Consider the following 16,760-nt stretch of genomic DNA (forward strand, 5'->3'; position numbering starts at 1 on the left):
ATGAGCAGTCAGCGCACCTCCGTCGCCGTTCTCTTCGGCGGCCGTTCCAGTGAACACTCGGTCAGCTGCGTCAGCGCAGCCGGCGTCATCGGCGCTCTTGACCGGGACCGCTACCGTCCCGTGCCGATCGGGATTACGAAGAACGGCACGTGGGTCACGGTTGAAGACCCAACCTCGTTCAGCTTTGCTGACGGTGCAATGCCGGAAGTCGAAGAGAACGGTTCGGCGGTTTTCGTGTCGCCGTCCACGCGGGGTGTTTCGCTGCTTGAACGTGACGCCGACGGTTCGGTGCGCGACCTCGGCGACATCGACGTGTTCTTCCCCGTTCTGCACGGTCAGTTCGGGGAAGACGGCACGCTGCAGGGCCTGTTGGAGCTCAAGGGTGTTCCGTTCGTCGGGCCCGGTGTGCTGACCTCTGCCGTCGGCATGGACAAGCACTTTATGAAGACGGTTCTGCGCTCAGCCGGGATTCCCACCGCTGACTGGCAGACCGTCACCGCAAAGCAGTGGGCCGATGATCCGGCCGGCGTTCGTGAGCGCCTAGCCGCGCTGGGCCTGCCGGTTTTCGTCAAACCCGCCCGGGCTGGATCGTCCGTGGGCATCACCAAGGTTGCGGTGGCTGAAGACCTCGACGCCGCACTGCGCGAAGGCTTCGAACATGACCACAAGGTCATAGTCGAACCCGGCATTGACGGCCGCGAAATCGAATGCGCGGTCCTGGGCTCCCACTGGGACGACGAACTCACTGCATCCGTGCCGGGTGAGATCGTCATCTCCGGCGACCACGAATTCTACGACTTCGAGGCCAAATACCTTTCCGCGGACGACGTCCACCTGGAGGCCCCCGCGGACCTCCCAGACGACGTGGCCCGCACAGTACAGGCCATCGCCGCTGACACTTTCCGCGCCTTCGAATGCTCCGGGCTGACCAGAGTCGACACCTTCGTCCAAGCTGACGGAACGGTCTTGGTCAACGAAATCAACACCTCGCCGGGATTCACCCCAACATCGGGATACCCGTACATGATGGGCAAGAGCAGCATTGACTACCCCGAACTCATTTCACGCCTCATCGACATCGCACTGGTCGACGTCAACCGCAGGTGAAGCTGCGGCGGGGCAAGGGACCCGCGCTTGCCGGGGCACCCGGTCTGAAACCTGCGCACTCCCGTTAGACGGAATCTGCGCCTTAGCAGTAACTGCTAAGCCAACAAAATCCGGCTAACGGGAGTTTTTGTTCGGCTAAGGGGTGGAACCCGGCTTAGGGGTGCTTTTGCGGCTAACGGGTGTTTGCGTGAGGAAGTGCGGGGTGTTGCGGAGTGCGGCTCAGTTCCCGTCCTCGGACGCCTCGCCTTCAGGGGCTTCGCCGTTGACGTCGTCGGCGCCGACGCATTCGCGCTCGGCTTCGATCTGCTGAACAGCAGCAGACAGAGCCGACAGCGCCTCAGCGCCGGCGATCTTCGTGGTGTCGAGTGTCAGCTCCACGGAGGGGCTGCGCCCGTAGGTTTCAAAAATCCACGTGTCGCCTTCACCTTCGCGGGAAACCCAGTCGACATCGTCGGCACGCACACAATGGTCGGTCGACGGTCCGGGCATTTCGCCGCCACAGCGCAGAACAACAGCGCTCGGATCACCCCACGCGGCTGTGGCCTGGGAAGACGCTTTGCGCTTCTCGTGATTGCCGATAACCTCCGGCAGGCGCAACATGACATCCGCACAAGCGGGATCGGTTGCGTGAGGCTGCGGTTCGACGACAACAACCGGCGCACACGCCGACAGCCCTACAAGCGCAGAAAAGCCGACAGCTGCAGCGGAGAGCTTCCTCAAGACCATGTCCCTAAGGGTATCGCCCGGCCATTCGCACTAGGCTGATGCCCATGCCCAGCACGCCGAACCAGCCGGAACCCACCGCGCCGCAGCCCAGCAACGACGTTGCGCCCAGCGATGCCACAGAGCTGACACTCAAAGACGTCGGCGAAGACGGCGTGCTCGAACAGATCTTCTCGGTCTTGCAGGCACAATCAGCGCACCCGCCAGCACAGCCACCCGCAGACCCAGAAACACACCCAACCTCCGCCTCGAACCCGGTTGCCGGCCCGGGTGACCTGATCGTCGGCCCCGGTGATGACGCCGCAGTCTCACACACACCCGGCAACCTGGTCTCCAGCGTCGACATCCTCACAGAGGGCGCTGACTTCCTGCCCGAATGGTTCGACCCCTACCGCCTGGGCGTGAAGGCCGCCGCGCAGAACCTCGCCGACATCTGCTCGATGGGCGCCAACCCGCACGGTCTGCTGTTCGCGCTGGCCGCCCCGGATGGCACCCCGGTCAACACGGTCCGACTCCTGGCACAGGGGCTTTCTGACGAAGCCGCACGAGGTGGAGCCACAGTCATCGGGGGAGACCTGTCGTCTTCCGCGTGTCTCACCTCGACCGTGACGGCACTGGGCTTCATCGACCGGGACCTGGTCCCGGTCACCCGGTCCGCCGCCAAGCCGGGCCACGATGTTTTCCTCGCCGGAACTGTCGGCTGGGCGGCTGCCGGACTGGCCCTGCTGTTTGCCGGTGTGCGCTTGGGAGACGACCCCCACCTCGACCCGTTTATCGAGGTGCAGTTGGCGCCTCGCCCTGATTATGAGTCCGTGCAGAACCTGGCGACATGGGCATCGGCCGGAATTGACGCCTCGGATGGTTTGGCCGGCGACCTCGGGCGCGTGGCCCGGGCCTCCGGCGTGCGCATCCGCCTGGACGAAACCGCAATCGACCGCCTGGCAGAACCGCTGCTGCCAGCGGCCGAACACCTGGGAACACCGGAAGCTGCCCGCGAATGGGTGCTCGGCGGTGGGGAAGACCACGGCTTCCTCGTGTGCGCTCCCGCGGGCAGTGCTCCGGTAGGGTGGACGCGGATAGGCGCGTGCGAAGAAGGCCAGCCGGATGTTCTGGTGGGCGACCACTCGGCAGCTGACAGCGCCTATAAACACTTCTGACACAGCTTTGCGGAAACGGACGGCTTAGCGGAAACGGACATGGTGAACGACAACAGCATGCGCTGGGGCGGGCGGCTGGCTGCCCGCTGGGCGCAGCAGGCAGTGGAGCGACTGCGCCGCCAGCGCGGCAGCATCGACTCCATCAACGTGTTCCCCGTAGCCGACGGCGACACGGGATCGAACATGTACGCCACCGTGAAATCCGCCTACCGAGCTGTAGAGGCTATTGACGGGCCGGCGACGCTGCCGCGGGTCGTCGAGGCGATGGCCGCCGGTGCTCTGCGGGGCGCCCGCGGCAATTCGGGCCTCATCTTGGCTGTTGCCCTGCGGGGAGTCGCTGACGAACTCGGCGAGGCGGCTCTCGCCGAAGGTGACCTCACGCCCGACCGCTTCGCCTCGGCGATTGAACTGGCTGCCCACCGGGCACAGACCGCAATTGCCGAACCCACACACGGCACCATGCTCACAGTGCTGCACGCGATGGCCGAAACCGCGCGCACCCAGGCCGACGAAGGCGCGGGACTGCTGCAGCAGATTGAAGCCGTGCGCGCCTGCTCGATTGAAGCGCTGCGCGACACCACCGGCCAGCTGGACGTGCTCGGCCAGGCGCAGGTCGTCGACGCCGGCGCCAGCGGCATCGTCGAAATCTTCGACCTGCTGTACCTCACCGTCACCGGGGGAGCGGTCGGCGAAACCCCCAGCCCCATTGCGGGGCTGACCTCCGTCGTGCCGAAGCTCACGGGTGATGGGGTTACGTGTAGTGGCGCAGGAGGTGCCGGTGCGGCTGGCACTGGTGCAGCGACGGGTGCCGGGGCGGCGGGTGCTGGTGCGGCTGGTGCTGGTGCCGCGACGGGTGCCGACACGCTGGAGCTCGTGTTCACGCTCAGCGACAGCAAAGACCGAACCCGCCCGCTTAAGCGCATCCTGGCGAAAGCCGACGCCCGGTCGGTCGTCATTTCGTGGCCCATGGTGCACGTGCACGTCACGAGCGAAGACCACGCGCTGCGCGTGCTGCGCGACGTCGAACAGTACGGGCTGGCGCAGCTGCGGACAGAAGACCTTGTCAACGGCGCAAACCACGGGCCGCTGCGCGCAGCGGCCGCGGCTTCCACAGCGCCGCTCATGTTGCGGGCCGCGCTGACAGGTGCGATAGCCATCCGACTGGACCGCGGCGAACAAGCCGGAAGCCTGCACGACGTCCTGTCTGACGGCACCACAACGGTGCTCGTTGCCGACAGCCCCGAAGGGCAAGCCTCCATCAACGCCGCAGCCGCCGACGGTGTTTACGCGATCCCCACCGGCAGTCCCATTTCAATGGTCAGCGCACTGGCAGTCTTCGACCCCCACGCAGACGCCGACGACGTCGCAGAGGACATGGCCGATGCCGCTTCTGTCGACATCCGCCGGCTGTGCTTCGCCGGACAGTCCGCGGCCGGCCCGCTGGTGTACACGAAAACCGACGTGCTGGTCCTATCTGAGGGCCGCATCCTCTTCATCGAACACGCGCCAGAAGCTGCCATCGTCGAGGCCATCTCGCGTCTGGCCGTCGACGGTGACCCCGAACTCATCACCATCAGCTACGGCCAACAGGCAACGCCGAAAATGCGGAAGGCCATGGAGAGCGCCGTGCGCCGCGCTTATCCGGAAGCCGAAGCCGAAATCTTCGATGCAGACCTCAGCGGAGTCTGCGCCGATGTGGGTGTCGAATGAAACCGCTGACAGACTTCGTCAGCAGCCGCGATGAAAAAGCACTCGCCAAGCTGGGCGTCAGCTCAGTCGGCGAACTGCTGCGGTACTTCCCGCGCACCTACATCCACCCGGGCACCGTCACCGAAATCAGCCGCTTGGAGGCCGGGCAGACCGCAATCGTCTACGCCACCATCGAATCGGTGAACACCAGGCCCATGCGCAATCGGCGCGGCACTATCACGGAAGTGACACTGGCCGACCAGCACGCTGCAATCACTGCGACGTTCTTCAACCAGAAATACCTCGCCGAACAGCTCAAGCCCGGCACCCGCATGGTGCTGACCGGCGACATCAAGGTCTACCGCAACTCCCTGCAGATCCAGAACCCCCGATGGCTGGGCCACGAGGACTACATCGACCGCGGGGACATCGAAAACCCCATCCCCATCTACCGGTCCAACAAACAGTTCGCATCCGACCGGCTGGCCAAAACCATCCGCACCGTCCTCGATGCCCTCGGCCCAGAAGACTTCACCGACCCCATCCCCGCAGAGGTACTCGCCGACCACGGCCTGCCTGACCTGCGCAAAGCCCTCACCATGATCCACCGGCCGAAAGACCAGGCCGATGTCAAAGAGGCCATGGAGCGCTTCCGATTCGAAGAGGCCTTCGCCCTGCAGGCCGAACTCTACGGCCGCCGGCAGCGGGCCAAAGCAGAACAGTCCGTCCGCCTGCCCGGCAAAGTCGACGGCCTGCTCGCAGCCTTCGATGGGTCCCTGCCGTGGCCGCTGACCAAATCGCAGCGGCGGGCGGGCACCGAAATCTCGCAGGACCTCGATTCGGATTCGCCGATGAATCGGCTGCTGCACGGTGACGTCGGCTCAGGTAAGACGCTCGTGGCCATGCGTGCCATGCTCCAGGCTGTCGACTCTGGCCGCCAGGCGGCCATCATGGCGCCCACAGAAGTCCTCGCCGCACAGCACTATGAGAGCTTCTCACGCATGCTCGGCGAGCTGCGCACCGACGACACTCTGTTCTCCCAGGCAGAAGGTGTGCGGATCGCATTGCTGACCGGATCAACCTCGCAGGCCCAAAGGCGCAAGATCCTGTTGGACCTGGCCAGCGGGCAGATCGACATCATCGTCGGCACCCACGCGCTGCTGTCGGACACCACGATCTTCGCAGCCCTCGGCCTGGTCGTCATTGACGAACAGCACCGCTTCGGCGTCAACCAGCGTGAAGCCCTGCGCACAAAAGCCGGGGGAGTCATCCCACACGCCCTCGTCATGACCGCAACCCCCATCCCGCGGACAGTCGCCATGACCGTCTTCGGTGATCTCGACGTGTCCACCCTGACCGATATGCCGGGCGGGCCGAAGAAGATTGCCACCCACGTTGTCGCTCTCGGCACCCACCCCCACTGGATGGATCGCGTGTGGGAGGTCGTAGCCGAACACGTCGAGGCGGGGCTGCAGGCCTATGTTGTCGTCAGCCGGATTGAGGACGACCCTGAACTGTTCGGCATCGACTCTGCTCTCGCAGCGATCAACGCCGTTCCCCGGCTGGCCGGCCGCCGGGTCGACGCACTGCACGGACAGATGTCGCAAGAAGACAAAGACGCCGTCATGGCGGAGTTCACGGCAGGCGACATCGACGTGCTCGTGTCCACAACCGTCATCGAAGTCGGCGTGGATGTCCACCGGGCTCGCGCCATGGTCATCCTCGACGCCGACTGCTTCGGCCTGGCCACCCTCCATCAGCTGCGCGGACGGATCGGCCGTGACGGCGAGCAGGCGATCTGCTTCCTCGTGACCTCCCGCACCACAGACGACGAGGCGGTGGGACGGCTGACCACGGTCGCCGGGACTTTGGACGGCTTCCGGATTGCAGAACACGATGTCGACAACCGCCGCGAAGGCGATGTTCTGGGCCGCGGCCAGTGGGGTTCGCGCAGTTCGCTGCGCTACCTGCGGGTGCTGCGCGACGAAGGAATCGTCGCCGCCGCCCGCGCTGCCGCACACGCCTATATGGATGCCCACCCGGAGGGCACGCCCGAACTGCGGGCCTATGTTGATGACCTCGCGGGCGATGACCTCATGGAGGTTTCATGACCCGCATCATCGCCGGCAGCCTGGGCGGGCGCAGGATCGAAACCCCGTCCGGCTCTGATACTCGCCCCACCTCGGACAGGGTGCGCGAATCTCTTTTCGCCCGCCTGGACTCCCTGGGGATGCTCGCTGACTCCAACGTCCTCGACCTGTTTGCCGGTTCTGGAGCCCTGGGCCTCGAAGCGATCTCCCGAGGCGCCACCCGGGCAGTGTTCGTTGAGCGCGCCGGCAAAGCGGCTCAGGTCGTGAAGAAGAACATCCGCACCCTCGGACTGAACGACAGCTGCTCCGTCCAGGTGCGCGCCGCCCAATCGGCCGTCGAATCCCTCGCGGGTTCCGATGAGCGCTTTGACGTCATCTTCGCCGACCCGCCCTACCCGCTGGGGGAATCGGAACTTGCCCAGCTGCTCGAAACAGCCGCGGGGCTGCTGAAAGACGACGCGTCGCTTCTTGTCATAGAGCGAAGCGCACGCTCGCCCCAGCCGCAGCTGCCGCATAGTCTTAGCGTGTACGCGAAGTCTCTTCACGGCGAAACCGCGCTGTGGCTTGTTGAGAGGAGCGGAGAATGAAGGTCGTCTGCCCGGGCTCCTACGACCCGATCACCCTGGGCCACATCGATGTGGCGCTGCGTGCGGCCAAGCTTTTCGATGAAGTCGTGCTCGCCGTTGTGCACAATCCCAACAAAACCGGCAATTTCCCGGTTGCCGAACGGGTTCGGCTGATCCGCGAATCACTCGCCGAATCCGGTGCCCCTGACAATCTCACAATCGACGATGTGCCCGGTGGTCTGCTGGTCGACTACTGCCAGGACGTGGGTGCGGTCGGTGTCGTCAAGGGCATCCGAGGCGGAACCGACTACGCCTATGAACTCCCAATGGCGCGGATGAACAGCGAAATCGGGGACGTCGAAACCATTTTCCTGCCCGGTTCTCCGCACTTGGAGCACGTGTCGTCATCGCTCATCCGCGAAGTGCACGCTCTGGGCGGCGATGTTTCGTCCATGGTTCCCAGCCCCGTTCTCACAGCGCTTGACTCTCTGAAGAGCACATAGTGCGCCCCGGCTGGTTCTTCGGGCTTGTCCTCCACACCGTCCTTCTGCACGGCACGTTCAATGCCGCGAAAGTCATGGTGTCGTATAAGACGCTGGCTGAGGGCGGTGACGCTTTTGCCGTCGGCATGATGGTGACGGCCTATTCGCTCGTTCCGCTGTTTGCCGCACTCACCGTGGGCAGGCTCGTGGACCGCGGTCTCTACGTACCCATTCTTTGGGTGGGAACTGCCGCCTGCACCGCCGCGCTGGCAGGTGCCGCGCTCAGTTCGGGGATTCCCGCGCTCGTGCTGTTCTCCATGCTTTTGGGGCTGGGCCAGCTGCTCATGACGGTGTCATCGCAGGCGTTCATCCCCGCCTCATTCGCCCCGCAGGAACTCAACTCTCGCTTCGGCACTCTGACCCTGGGCGTGTCGATCGGACAGACCCTCGGCATGCCCCTGGCGGGTGCTGTTGCCGCCTGGGCGAGTGACGGAACCGGTCCGAATGCCGAGGCGGGACTGTGGGCCATGTGCGCGCTCGCGGCTCTCGCTTTCCCCTGTGTTCTTGTCGTCATCCGCCGTCCCGCTGCCAAGCGGGTCGGGAGGGCGCAGGCGAAGGCTGCCGCGGTTTCGCCGCGGGCGCTGCTCGGCACGCCGGGGATGAAGCCGGCGATCTTCGCCTCGATGGCCACCTTGGCGGCAATTGATCTGATGAGCGCCTATCTGCCGGTCATCGGCGAAAAGCACGGCCTGTCGGTTGTCGTCGTCACTGCGCTCATCACGGTGCGGACAGTTGCGACGATCGTGTCGCGTGCGTTCATGGGTGCGCTGACAGCCCGGTTTGATCCGATGCTTCTGCTGTGGCTGTCCTCACTTGCCGCCGGCGTTACGGTCTTCGCGATTCCCCTGTGGGTGCGGGTGCCGTTCCTCGCGGTCATCATGGTGGTGTCCGGCTTCGCCTTCGGGCTCACGCAGCCGTTGACGATGACGTGGGTGTCGATGCTGGCAACACCGGGCAACCGGGCCGCCGTCATGTCGATCCGCCTGGCCGGCAACCGCCTGTCGCAGGTGGTCATGCCGATTGCGGCTTCGGCCGTAGCCTCCGTCGCCGGGGTCGGCTCGATCTTCTTCTTGTCAGGCGGGGTGCTGATGTTGGCAGCAGGCCTGACTCTGCGGGCACCTCGCCCGAAAACCGCCGAGGTGCCGGACCGGTGAGGTGCAGGGCAGCTGGGTTCAGCTGCCGGCCAGTTCCAGCAGGTCGCCGACGATTGAAATTGCTGTGAGAGCACTCGTCGACGGATTGTGCGGTGAGGGAGCACTGGAGATGCGGAACGTGAAGTCGCCCGCCGCACCGGAGGCTTCGATGTCGTGGAACGTGGGGTCATCCGATCCGTTCCCAATCAGCTCGACGCGCACTCGGGCCAGTGAGGCCCGCAGGGACTCGGGCGACACGCGGCCGTCGGGAAGGTCCCGCTCGGCGGTTGCCCAGGCCAGAGCTGTTGCCACGTTGAGGTTCGAGGGGAACTTCTCAATTGCCTCTTCCGGGTCACCGCCAAAAACCTGCGCGGTCTGCCCAGCCGGCAGCTGTTTCAGGCGCGTGCGCTCGTCATCGCTCATCCAGTCCTGGACGAGGGTGGACGCCTTCTTCGTCGTGGTGATGGACACGTGATCAAAGCCGAGCAGAGCGGCTGAGCGCAGCACGTCGAAACCGCCGATCGCACCATTCGTGACCACCAGGTTCGGCATGCCCAGCAGCACCTCGGCCGTCTGCTGATCAGCCAGCGCTCCCACACTGGTCAGCACGAACGGCTTGCCGATCGCGGCAATTCGCGGGGCGTAGGCGCGCACTGCGGCACCGCCGGCACACTCAACAATGACGTCGGCGCCCTCAGCCGCCTCTTCCAGACGGTCCTGCCCGAAGATCGGGATGTCGGACTTTCGATCAGTGTCGCGGTGGACAACAGCCCCGCACACTTCGACGGGGCGGCCCTCCAGCAGACTCCGAATGTCGTTGGCGATCGTGCCCATGCCGATAAGCAGTGCTTTCACTGTGTCCTCCCTGACGAACCGTTTGCGGCTGCCGAAGCGGTGCTTTCGTCAAGGTTCTCAGCGCTCTTCCTGTGCAGCAAGGGGTAGAGCACCCAGAACGCGATCGTTCCGGCCACGAGTCCCAAAACTGCTGAAAAGAACGTGTTGACCAGCCATCCCAAAGCCGCACCGAACGCTCCCGTGGCTGCGGCAACCGTGGTTTCACAGGCGTGGACGAAGTCGTAGATCGGGCTGAAGCCCAGATCGTGCATGCCGACCAGCAGAATGTGACCGCCGACCCACAACATCGCGATGACGCCGACAATTGAAAGTGTCTTCATGACAATCGGCATGGCCTTCACAATGCCGAGCCCCAGCTTTTCGGTTGAGGGCTTCTTCGCCAGGTGCAGTCCGACATCGTCCATCTTCACAATGACTGCCACGACCCCGTAGACCAGGGCTGTGATGAACAGGGCAACCACGATGAGTGAAATGAGCCTGGTCCAAAAGCCCAAGTGGTCGACCGTGGACAGGGCGATGACCATGATTTCGGCCGACAGGATGAAGTCGGTGCGCACAGCCCCGCGGACGATCTGCTTTTCCTGTTCGGGACCGCGTTCGACCGCCGGAGCCTCTTTCGCATGGGAACGGCCGAGAGCCAGTTCCCACAGCTTTTCGGCACCTTCGTAGCTCAAATACAGCCCGCCGATCATAAGCAGGGGAGTGAGCACCCACGGGAGGAACTGGCTGAGCAGCATGATCGCCGGCAGGATGAACACCAGTTTGTTGATGATCGACCCGCGGGCGATCTTCCACACAACGGGGAGTTCGCGAGCCGGCGAAAAGCCGTCGACATAGCGCGGGGTGACTGCGGCATCGTCAACAACAACACCGGCGGCTTTGGCCGAAGCACGCCCGGCTGCAGCACCGATGTCATCGACGGATGCGGCAGCTGCGCGCGACAGTGCGACAACGTCGTCAAGAAGGGCGGCAAGACCACCGGCCATAGGAGGATCCTCACTGTTGGAATGCGGGTCAGACAGATTCTACGGGCACTATCTGCACGGGGAGCACAGCAATTTGCCCGGCCACGGCGGCCTGGACTAGAATGGAGCGCTGTGTGTCATCAGGGGCACACATATTTCGACGGCCATCGAACACTGGGAAACGCGAAAGGGGAGAGCCGTGGAACGCAAAGATCTGCAGCTCGACCTGCGCAAGCTCGGCGTAGCCGACAAGCCCGGTGCGTGGACCGATGTCGACGTGACCGTTGCCGCCCCTGAGGACTTGCGGAACGAAATGATCGGCGTCCCGGAAGGGGATCCGCTCACGGTTCGTCTGCGGCTGGAAAGCGTTGTCGACGGCATCTACGCCTCGGGAACCTTCCAAGCCCTGGCCAAAGGTCAGGACGCGCGGACGCTCGAGGACCTCGAACTGCCCCTGTCAGTCGACGTCCAGGAGCTCTTCGTCTACGAACGCGGAGAAGACGAAGACTCCTATGCCGTTGAACGCGATAAGATCAACCTCGAACCGCTCATCCGCGATGCAGTCGTGATGGCGCTTCCGCTCAACCCGGTGGAATCGGATGACGATGGCGAATTTTCGTACACCGTCGGCGAATTCCCCGAAGACGAAGAAGCGGGATCGATCAACGATCGCCTCGCGGCACTGAAACATCAGTTAGAGAAGAAAGAGAGCTAGACGTGGCTGTTCCGAAGCGTAAGATGTCGCGCAGCAACACCCGCCACCGTCGTTCGCAGTGGAAGGCTCAGGTCCCCGGCCTGGTCAAGACTGTGGAGAACGGTCGCGTTGTGTACTCGCGCCCCCACCACGCAAAGCTGGTGGAAGACTCCAACGGCAACCCCCTGTTCCTTGAATACAAGGGACGTAAGGTCGCTGACGCCTGACACTATGACTGAAGCGCAGAATCTGCGTGAACTCAACGAGCGTCTCGGGATCGACATTGATCCCGAGACGCTTCGTCTTTCACTCACACACCGTTCCTACGCCTTTGAAAACGGCGGCATCCCCACCAACGAGCGCCTGGAGTTCTTAGGCGACTCCGTGCTGCAGCTGGTTGCCACCGAATGGCTGTTCCACAACAACCCGGCAATGGCCGAAGGGCGTTTGGCGAAAATGCGCTCCGCCGTCGTCAACACCCGTGCCCTGGCCGCTGTTGCCCGCCAGTACGGCATCGGCGACTACCTTCTGCTGGGCAAGGGCGAAGAGCTCACCGGCGGGCGCAACAAAGACTCGATCCTGGCCGACACGGTCGAAGCGATCATCGGCGCCTGCTACATCAGCCAGGGCCGGCAGGTAGCGGAAGACCTCGTGCACAGGTTCGTTGACCCCATGCTCGATGACGCCGTCAACCTCGGTGCCGGCATGGACTACAAAACCACCCTGCAGGAAGCCGCCGCGGACCTCGGCCTGGGAGTCGTCACCTACGACATCACCTCGGAAGGTCCCGACCACGCGCGCGTCTTCACGGCACTGGCCCAGCTGGGCGACACCACGTGGGGCAGTGGTGAGGGAACGTCGAAGAAGAACGCCGAACTCGTCGCCGCCGAAGCAGCCGTCAAGGCCATCCGGGAGAAACACCCCGACTGGTCCCGCGCCTGATGCCGGAACTGCCGGAAGTTGAGCACGTTCGCCGCGGGCTTGAACCGTGGGCGGTCGGCTCGCGAATCGAATCCCTGCGGGTGCTCGACCCGCGCATTCTGGGCACCACCTCTAAGCGCACGGTCGATGCGACCGCTGTTGACCGTCTGACCGCCTCTGTTCCCGGCGGTCTCGTCGAAGGGGCGTGCCGCCGCGGCAAGTTCATGTGGCTGCCCCTGGCCACAGGCTCCGTCTTTCCCGACTCCGCTCCCGAGGTGCCGGCCGGCTGGGCAGTGGCCCTCCACCTCGGCATGTCAGGGCAGGTGAGGATCCACACCGCCGACGATGCCGTGCATCGGCACACCAGAGCCGTGTTCGACATGCGCTCAGCCGACGGGGCCCCGTGGCAGATGCGCTTTGTCGATCAGCGGATCTTCGGCCACATCGGCCTGGAGCCTCTCGTGACAGGGCTTGGCTCACCGCGTCTGGTTGCGGCTTCGGCCGCTCGGATCGCACCGGACCCCTTCGAGGACGGATTCGATGCGGAAGGCTTAGCGCGGACTCTCAAGGGCCGCCGCACAGCAATCAAGGCCGCTCTGCTGGATCAGGGCGTGGTGTCCGGAATCGGCAATATCTACGCTGACGAGGCGCTTTTCGCCGCGGGCGTCCACCCTGCCGCCCGGACCGACCGCCTGCGCATCAGCCGGATCGAGAACACCCTGCACGCTGCCCGGGCAGTCATGGCCCGTGCCATTGAAGCCGGCGGAACGAGCTTTGACGAACTGTACGTCAACGTCAACGGCGAATCCGGATACTTCGACCGCAGCCTCGGCGTCTACGGCAAAGCCGGCAGCCCATGTACCCGGTGCGGCGAAACCGTGCGCAGCAGCACGATCGCCGGACGCACATCCCACTGGTGCCCCTCCTGCCAGAAACCCCAGAGGCGGTACTGACACCGCCCGCTTGTTCCAAGAGAGCAGGCTATTTGCTCCGACACCGCCGGAGGCTTACTCTGAGGGCGGTTCATGGGAGCCGGGACACGCCCGGCTGAGAGGGCGAAGCGGCCGACCATCAGCACTCGAAGCGGATCATGCCGACGTGAGGAGAATAGTGAAGACAGCGGTCATCGGGGCGGGAATCCTCGGACTCGCCACAGCCCTGCGGCTACAGCGGGCAGGCCACGATGTCACCGTTTTCGATCCCGCGCCGGTCAGCGGAGCCTCCTACGCGGCCGCCGGCATGCTCGCACCCGTTGCAGAAGTCCAGTTCGGCCAAGACAGTCTGCTGCCCATCATGCAGAAAGCCCTCGACGAATACCCTGAGTTCCTGGAACTGCTCGGGGTGCCGCACGAAGCGGTCGGCTACGAAACCGCCGGAACCCTCCTGGTGGCGGCTGACCCCGGCGACCGCGAACACCTCGAACGAATGGAGAGGGCCTACGGCGAACGCGGACTGGCCTTCAAGCATTTGCCCGGCAGCAGGCTCGCACGTCTCGAACCCGCCCTCGCTCCGGGCCTGTCAGCCGGGGCTGAAATCCCCGGTGACCTGCGCATCGACCCGCGCCGCCTGACGAGCGCCATGCTGGAAGCACTGGGACCGGAGGCACTTGTCCGGCAGCGCGTCACCCGCCTGGACGGTGCGACCCTGCACACCGCTGACGGCGTTCTTCACAGCTTCGACACAGTTGTTGTGGCCGCCGGCATGGGCATCGCCGACATCGCGGGGCTGCCTGAAGACGCGGCAGTGACCCTGCGGCCGGTCTACGGCGATGTCATCCGCGTGCGAGTGCCCGAAAGCCGTCTGCGCTTCGGCCCGCTGCTATCCCGCACTGTCCGCGCCGTCGTCACCGGCCGCAGCGTGTACGTCGTGCCGCGGGCAAGCGGCGAAATCGTCATCGGCGCATCCGTCCGCGAAGACCGCCCCGACACAGACCTCGGCAGCGTTGCCGACCTCCTGACTGATGCCATCACGGTTGTTCCCGGGCTGCGCGACTGCGACCTCATCGACGTGACCACCCGCGCTCGCCCCACAACAGAAGACGACATGCCGGTGGTGACACGGACTCAGGTGAGCGGCACCTCGGCAGTTGTTGTTGCAGGAGGACTGTCCCGGCACGGCATCCTCCTGACCCCGTACGTATCCCGCCTGGCGGCCCAGGCCGCCGACACCCACCCGGAAGGAAGGATCCCATGAGCATCAAGGTCAACGGCACCGAGCAGGAGCTCGACGGCAAGCTCACGGTGCTTGACGTCGTGGCGCGCACGACCGACAAGGAGTTCAACCCGGACGGAACACCCGCAGACGGCAGCCGACCCGGCATCGCAGCAGCACTCAACGGAGCTGTCATCCCGCGTGGCCGCTGGGCAGAAACGGACGTCGAAGACGGAGCTGTCATCGACATCGTCACGGCAGTGCAGGGAGGCTGACGTGCAGCCGCTGACAATCGGCCCGACCCCCCTGACCTCCCGGCTGATCATGGGAACCGGCGGGGCAGTAGACCACACCAACCTGCGGGCCGCCCTGCAGGAATCCGGCACTGAACTGACAACCGTCGCCATGCGCCGCTACAGCCCGACGGAAGCCGGTTCGCTGTTCGCAATGCTGTCCGAACTGGACATCAAGGTGCTGCCGAACACAGCCGGCTGCTACACCGCCGCCGATGCCGTGCTCACCGCCGAGCTGGCCCGCGAAGCGTGTGAAACCTCGCTCGTGAAGGTCGAAGTCATCGCGGACGAAAAGACCCTCCTGCCGGATGTCATCGCAACCCTCGAAGCCACAGAAATGCTCGCTGAGCGCGGCTTCGTGCCCTACGTCTACACGTCCGATGACCCTGCCGTGGCCAAGCGGCTGGAATCCGCTGGTGCCGCGGCCGTCATGCCGCTGGGTGCGCCGATCGGCTCCGGCCTGGGCATCCTCAACCCGCACAACATCGAGCTCATCTGCTCGCGCGCCTCTATTCCGGTGGTGCTGGATGCCGGGATCGGCACGGCGTCCGAGGCATCACTCGCCATGGAACTGGGATGTTCCGCTGTTCTTCTGGCCAGTGCCGTCACGCGCGCCGAAGACCCCGTTGCCATGGCACGAGCCATGCGCATGGCAGTTGAATCCGGATACTGGGCGGCACGCGCCGGCCGGATTCCCACGCGCCGGCACGGTGCTGTTGCTTCCAGCAGCTTTGATGGAATCGTCACAGGCCACGACCCGGCCGAAGGATTCCGCGGAATGGGGGTCACACAGTGAGAGACAGCACGCACCTCAATCTGACACCGGAGGACGCGGATCGCTTCCGCCGGCAGATGGGCCTGGCTGGTTTCGGCGAAGAAGGCCAGGCCAGGCTGCTGAAATCGCGGGTCGCTGTTGTCGGCGCGGGCGGGCTCGGAGCTCCCGTCCTGCAGTACCTGGCGGCAGCCGGTGTCGGCCACATCGAGATCATCGATGACGACGTTGTCGAACGCAGCAATCTGCACCGCCAGGTCATTCACTCCGAATCCGATATCGGCAGGCTGAAAGCAGAATCAGCCGCCGATGTGTGCCGCGGTCTGTTCCCCGGCATCGAACTGACCCTGCACACCGACCGCCTGACCGCCGATAATGCCCTGCACGTGCTGCGGGATGCGGACCTCGTCATCGACGGCACCGACAGTTTCGATTCCCGCTACCTCATTTCCGATGCGTGCGAAATGCTGCGCAAACCCGTCATCCAGGGTTCGGTCCTGCGCTTCTCCGGTCAGGTGGGCGTCTTCTGGGCGGGAAAGACCGGCACCTACCGCGACCTCTACCCGGAAGCCCCTGACGCGGGCTCCACACCCACGTGTGCGGAAGCCGGAGTCATCGGCGTGCTGCCGGGAATCATCGGCACGCTTATGACGATGGAGGCCATCAAGCTGCTCGCCGGCGTGGGTGAATCGGCTCTCGGCTCGGTTCTCATCTACGACGGACTGGCCAGCACTATGCGGAGCCTCACGGTTGCCGCAGATCCCGACCGCGCACCGGTCGGCCACCTCGACTCCGCGGCTGTCATCACCCCGGCAGCCCTCGAAGCCCGCCTACAGGCGGGCCAGTCGACCCTGCTGGTCGACGTGCGCGAAGCCGACGAGTACGCCGCCGGAACCATTGCCGGGGCGCACAGTGTTCCACTCAGCGCCCTGCTGGAGGGAGCACAGCTGCCCGAATCCGAGGCGCCGCTGACGGTGCTGTTCTGTCAGGCCGGTGTGCGCTCGCTGCAGGCACTCGACATTCTCAAAGCCCGAGGAATGCACGAGGGTGCCGCCAGCCTTGTGGGCGGAATCAACGCCGTCTGAGGCCGTATGTGCGGCTA

Annotated in this window: 18 protein-coding genes; 15 read left to right on the forward strand and 3 right to left on the reverse strand. The window is 64.8% G+C overall.

Annotated features, from left to right (window positions below; all coding sequences use genetic code 11):
• Positions 1-1,107: a D-alanine--D-alanine ligase family protein gene (locus tag Bravens_RS00735; protein ID WP_062019452.1), complete on the forward strand. Its 1,107-nt coding sequence runs from the start codon at positions 1-3 to the stop codon at positions 1,105-1,107.
• Positions 1,108-1,326: 219 nt separating this feature from the next.
• Here Bravens_RS00735 and Bravens_RS00740 read toward each other — a convergent pair whose 3' ends face one another.
• Positions 1,327-1,833 (reverse strand): DUF3515 family protein, encoded by a 507-nt coding sequence (locus tag Bravens_RS00740; RefSeq protein WP_062019454.1) that lies wholly within the window; start codon positions 1,831-1,833, stop codon positions 1,327-1,329.
• A gap of 44 nt (positions 1,834-1,877) precedes the next feature.
• Between Bravens_RS00740 and thiL the strand changes: the two genes are divergently transcribed.
• Genes thiL through Bravens_RS00770 form a run of 6 tightly spaced genes read left to right on the forward strand, consistent with a single transcriptional unit; the run spans position 1,878 to position 9,028 of the window.
• The gene (thiL, locus tag Bravens_RS00745; RefSeq protein ID WP_244878086.1) at positions 1,878-2,987 is read left to right on the forward strand and encodes a thiamine-phosphate kinase; all 1,110 of its coding nucleotides are present in this window, start codon (positions 1,878-1,880) and stop codon (positions 2,985-2,987) included.
• Between the two features lie 39 nt (positions 2,988-3,026).
• The gene (locus tag Bravens_RS00750) at positions 3,027-4,697 is read left to right on the forward strand and encodes a DAK2 domain-containing protein (protein WP_062019458.1); all 1,671 of its coding nucleotides are present in this window, start codon (positions 3,027-3,029) and stop codon (positions 4,695-4,697) included.
• A complete protein-coding gene (locus tag Bravens_RS00755) occupies positions 4,694-6,787 on the forward strand; it encodes an ATP-dependent DNA helicase RecG (RefSeq protein ID WP_062019459.1) in 2,094 nt (697 codons plus the stop codon). The genes Bravens_RS00750 and Bravens_RS00755 overlap by 4 nt, the downstream gene beginning before the upstream one ends.
• Positions 6,784-7,353, forward strand: a complete 570-nt coding sequence (rsmD, locus tag Bravens_RS00760; RefSeq protein WP_062019461.1) for a 16S rRNA (guanine(966)-N(2))-methyltransferase RsmD — start codon at positions 6,784-6,786, stop codon at positions 7,351-7,353. The genes Bravens_RS00755 and rsmD overlap by 4 nt, the downstream gene beginning before the upstream one ends.
• Positions 7,350-7,835: a pantetheine-phosphate adenylyltransferase gene (coaD, locus tag Bravens_RS00765; RefSeq protein WP_062019463.1), complete on the forward strand. Its 486-nt coding sequence runs from the start codon at positions 7,350-7,352 to the stop codon at positions 7,833-7,835. Before rsmD ends, coaD begins: the two co-directional genes overlap by 4 nt.
• Positions 7,835-9,028, forward strand: a complete 1,194-nt coding sequence (locus tag Bravens_RS00770; RefSeq protein WP_062019465.1) for an MFS transporter — start codon at positions 7,835-7,837, stop codon at positions 9,026-9,028. Before coaD ends, Bravens_RS00770 begins: the two co-directional genes overlap by 1 nt.
• A gap of 18 nt (positions 9,029-9,046) precedes the next feature.
• Here Bravens_RS00770 and Bravens_RS00775 read toward each other — a convergent pair whose 3' ends face one another.
• Positions 9,047-9,862 (reverse strand): aspartate dehydrogenase domain-containing protein, encoded by an 816-nt coding sequence (locus tag Bravens_RS00775; RefSeq protein WP_062019467.1) that lies wholly within the window; start codon positions 9,860-9,862, stop codon positions 9,047-9,049.
• Positions 9,859-10,848 (reverse strand): DUF808 domain-containing protein, encoded by a 990-nt coding sequence (locus Bravens_RS00780; RefSeq protein ID WP_062019468.1) that lies wholly within the window; start codon positions 10,846-10,848, stop codon positions 9,859-9,861. The genes Bravens_RS00775 and Bravens_RS00780 overlap by 4 nt, the downstream gene beginning before the upstream one ends.
• Before the next feature lie 178 nt (positions 10,849-11,026).
• Between Bravens_RS00780 and Bravens_RS00785 the strand changes: the two genes are divergently transcribed.
• The 8 genes from Bravens_RS00785 to Bravens_RS00820 all read left to right on the forward strand — a co-directional run bounded on the left by Bravens_RS00785 (position 11,027) and on the right by Bravens_RS00820 (position 16,743).
• On the forward strand, positions 11,027-11,542 hold the full coding sequence (locus Bravens_RS00785; protein WP_062019470.1) for a YceD family protein: 516 nt from the start codon (positions 11,027-11,029) through the stop codon (positions 11,540-11,542).
• 2 nt (positions 11,543-11,544) lie between these two features.
• Entirely contained in the window at positions 11,545-11,748 is a 204-nt protein-coding gene (gene rpmF / locus Bravens_RS00790; RefSeq protein WP_019174811.1) for a 50S ribosomal protein L32, read from the forward strand.
• 4 nt (positions 11,749-11,752) lie between these two features.
• A complete protein-coding gene (gene rnc, locus Bravens_RS00795) occupies positions 11,753-12,463 on the forward strand; it encodes a ribonuclease III (RefSeq protein ID WP_019174812.1) in 711 nt (236 codons plus the stop codon).
• Positions 12,463-13,395, forward strand: coding sequence for a bifunctional DNA-formamidopyrimidine glycosylase/DNA-(apurinic or apyrimidinic site) lyase (gene mutM, locus Bravens_RS00800; protein WP_062019472.1), 933 nt, complete (start codon positions 12,463-12,465; stop codon positions 13,393-13,395). Before rnc ends, mutM begins: the two co-directional genes overlap by 1 nt.
• 157 nt (positions 13,396-13,552) lie before the next feature.
• Positions 13,553-14,635 (forward strand): glycine oxidase ThiO, encoded by a 1,083-nt coding sequence (gene thiO / locus Bravens_RS00805; protein WP_062019474.1) that lies wholly within the window; start codon positions 13,553-13,555, stop codon positions 14,633-14,635.
• Complete coding sequence (thiS, locus tag Bravens_RS00810; RefSeq protein ID WP_062019476.1) at positions 14,632-14,868, forward strand: sulfur carrier protein ThiS; 237 nt, start codon at positions 14,632-14,634, stop codon at positions 14,866-14,868. The genes thiO and thiS overlap by 4 nt, the downstream gene beginning before the upstream one ends.
• Position 14,869: 1 nt before the next feature.
• On the forward strand, positions 14,870-15,682 hold the full coding sequence (locus Bravens_RS00815) for a thiazole synthase (protein WP_082790948.1): 813 nt from the start codon (positions 14,870-14,872) through the stop codon (positions 15,680-15,682).
• Positions 15,679-16,743 (forward strand): ThiF family adenylyltransferase, encoded by a 1,065-nt coding sequence (locus tag Bravens_RS00820; RefSeq protein ID WP_062019478.1) that lies wholly within the window; start codon positions 15,679-15,681, stop codon positions 16,741-16,743. Before Bravens_RS00815 ends, Bravens_RS00820 begins: the two co-directional genes overlap by 4 nt.
• Positions 16,744-16,760: the final 17 nt, after the last annotated feature.

The sequence above is a fragment of the Brevibacterium ravenspurgense genome (genome assembly GCF_001584615.1).
In the GTDB taxonomy this organism is placed as follows: Bacteria; Actinomycetota; Actinomycetes; order Actinomycetales; family Brevibacteriaceae; genus Brevibacterium; species Brevibacterium ravenspurgense.

Bases quoted from the DNA above. Each gene is read 5' to 3' on its own strand.
- Bravens_RS00780 (WP_062019468.1), bottom strand. From the start codon at position 10,848: ATGGCCGGTGGTCTTGCCGCCCTTCTTGACGACGTTGTCGCACTGTCG.
- Bravens_RS00750 (WP_062019458.1), top strand. From the start codon at position 3,027: ATGGTGAACGACAACAGCATGCGCTGGGGCGGGCGGCTGGCTGCCCGC.
- rnc (WP_019174812.1), top strand. From the start codon at position 11,753: ATGACTGAAGCGCAGAATCTGCGTGAACTCAACGAGCGTCTCGGGATC.
- coaD (WP_062019463.1), top strand. From the start codon at position 7,350: ATGAAGGTCGTCTGCCCGGGCTCCTACGACCCGATCACCCTGGGCCAC.
- Bravens_RS00740 (WP_062019454.1), bottom strand. From the start codon at position 1,833: ATGGTCTTGAGGAAGCTCTCCGCTGCAGCTGTCGGCTTTTCTGCGCTT.
- Bravens_RS00735 (WP_062019452.1), top strand. From the start codon at position 1: ATGAGCAGTCAGCGCACCTCCGTCGCCGTTCTCTTCGGCGGCCGTTCC.
- Bravens_RS00755 (WP_062019459.1), top strand. From the start codon at position 4,694: ATGAAACCGCTGACAGACTTCGTCAGCAGCCGCGATGAAAAAGCACTC.
- thiS (WP_062019476.1), top strand. From the start codon at position 14,632: ATGAGCATCAAGGTCAACGGCACCGAGCAGGAGCTCGACGGCAAGCTC.
- thiL (WP_244878086.1), top strand. From the start codon at position 1,878: ATGCCCAGCACGCCGAACCAGCCGGAACCCACCGCGCCGCAGCCCAGC.
- rsmD (WP_062019461.1), top strand. From the start codon at position 6,784: ATGACCCGCATCATCGCCGGCAGCCTGGGCGGGCGCAGGATCGAAACC.
- mutM (WP_062019472.1), top strand. From the start codon at position 12,463: ATGCCGGAACTGCCGGAAGTTGAGCACGTTCGCCGCGGGCTTGAACCG.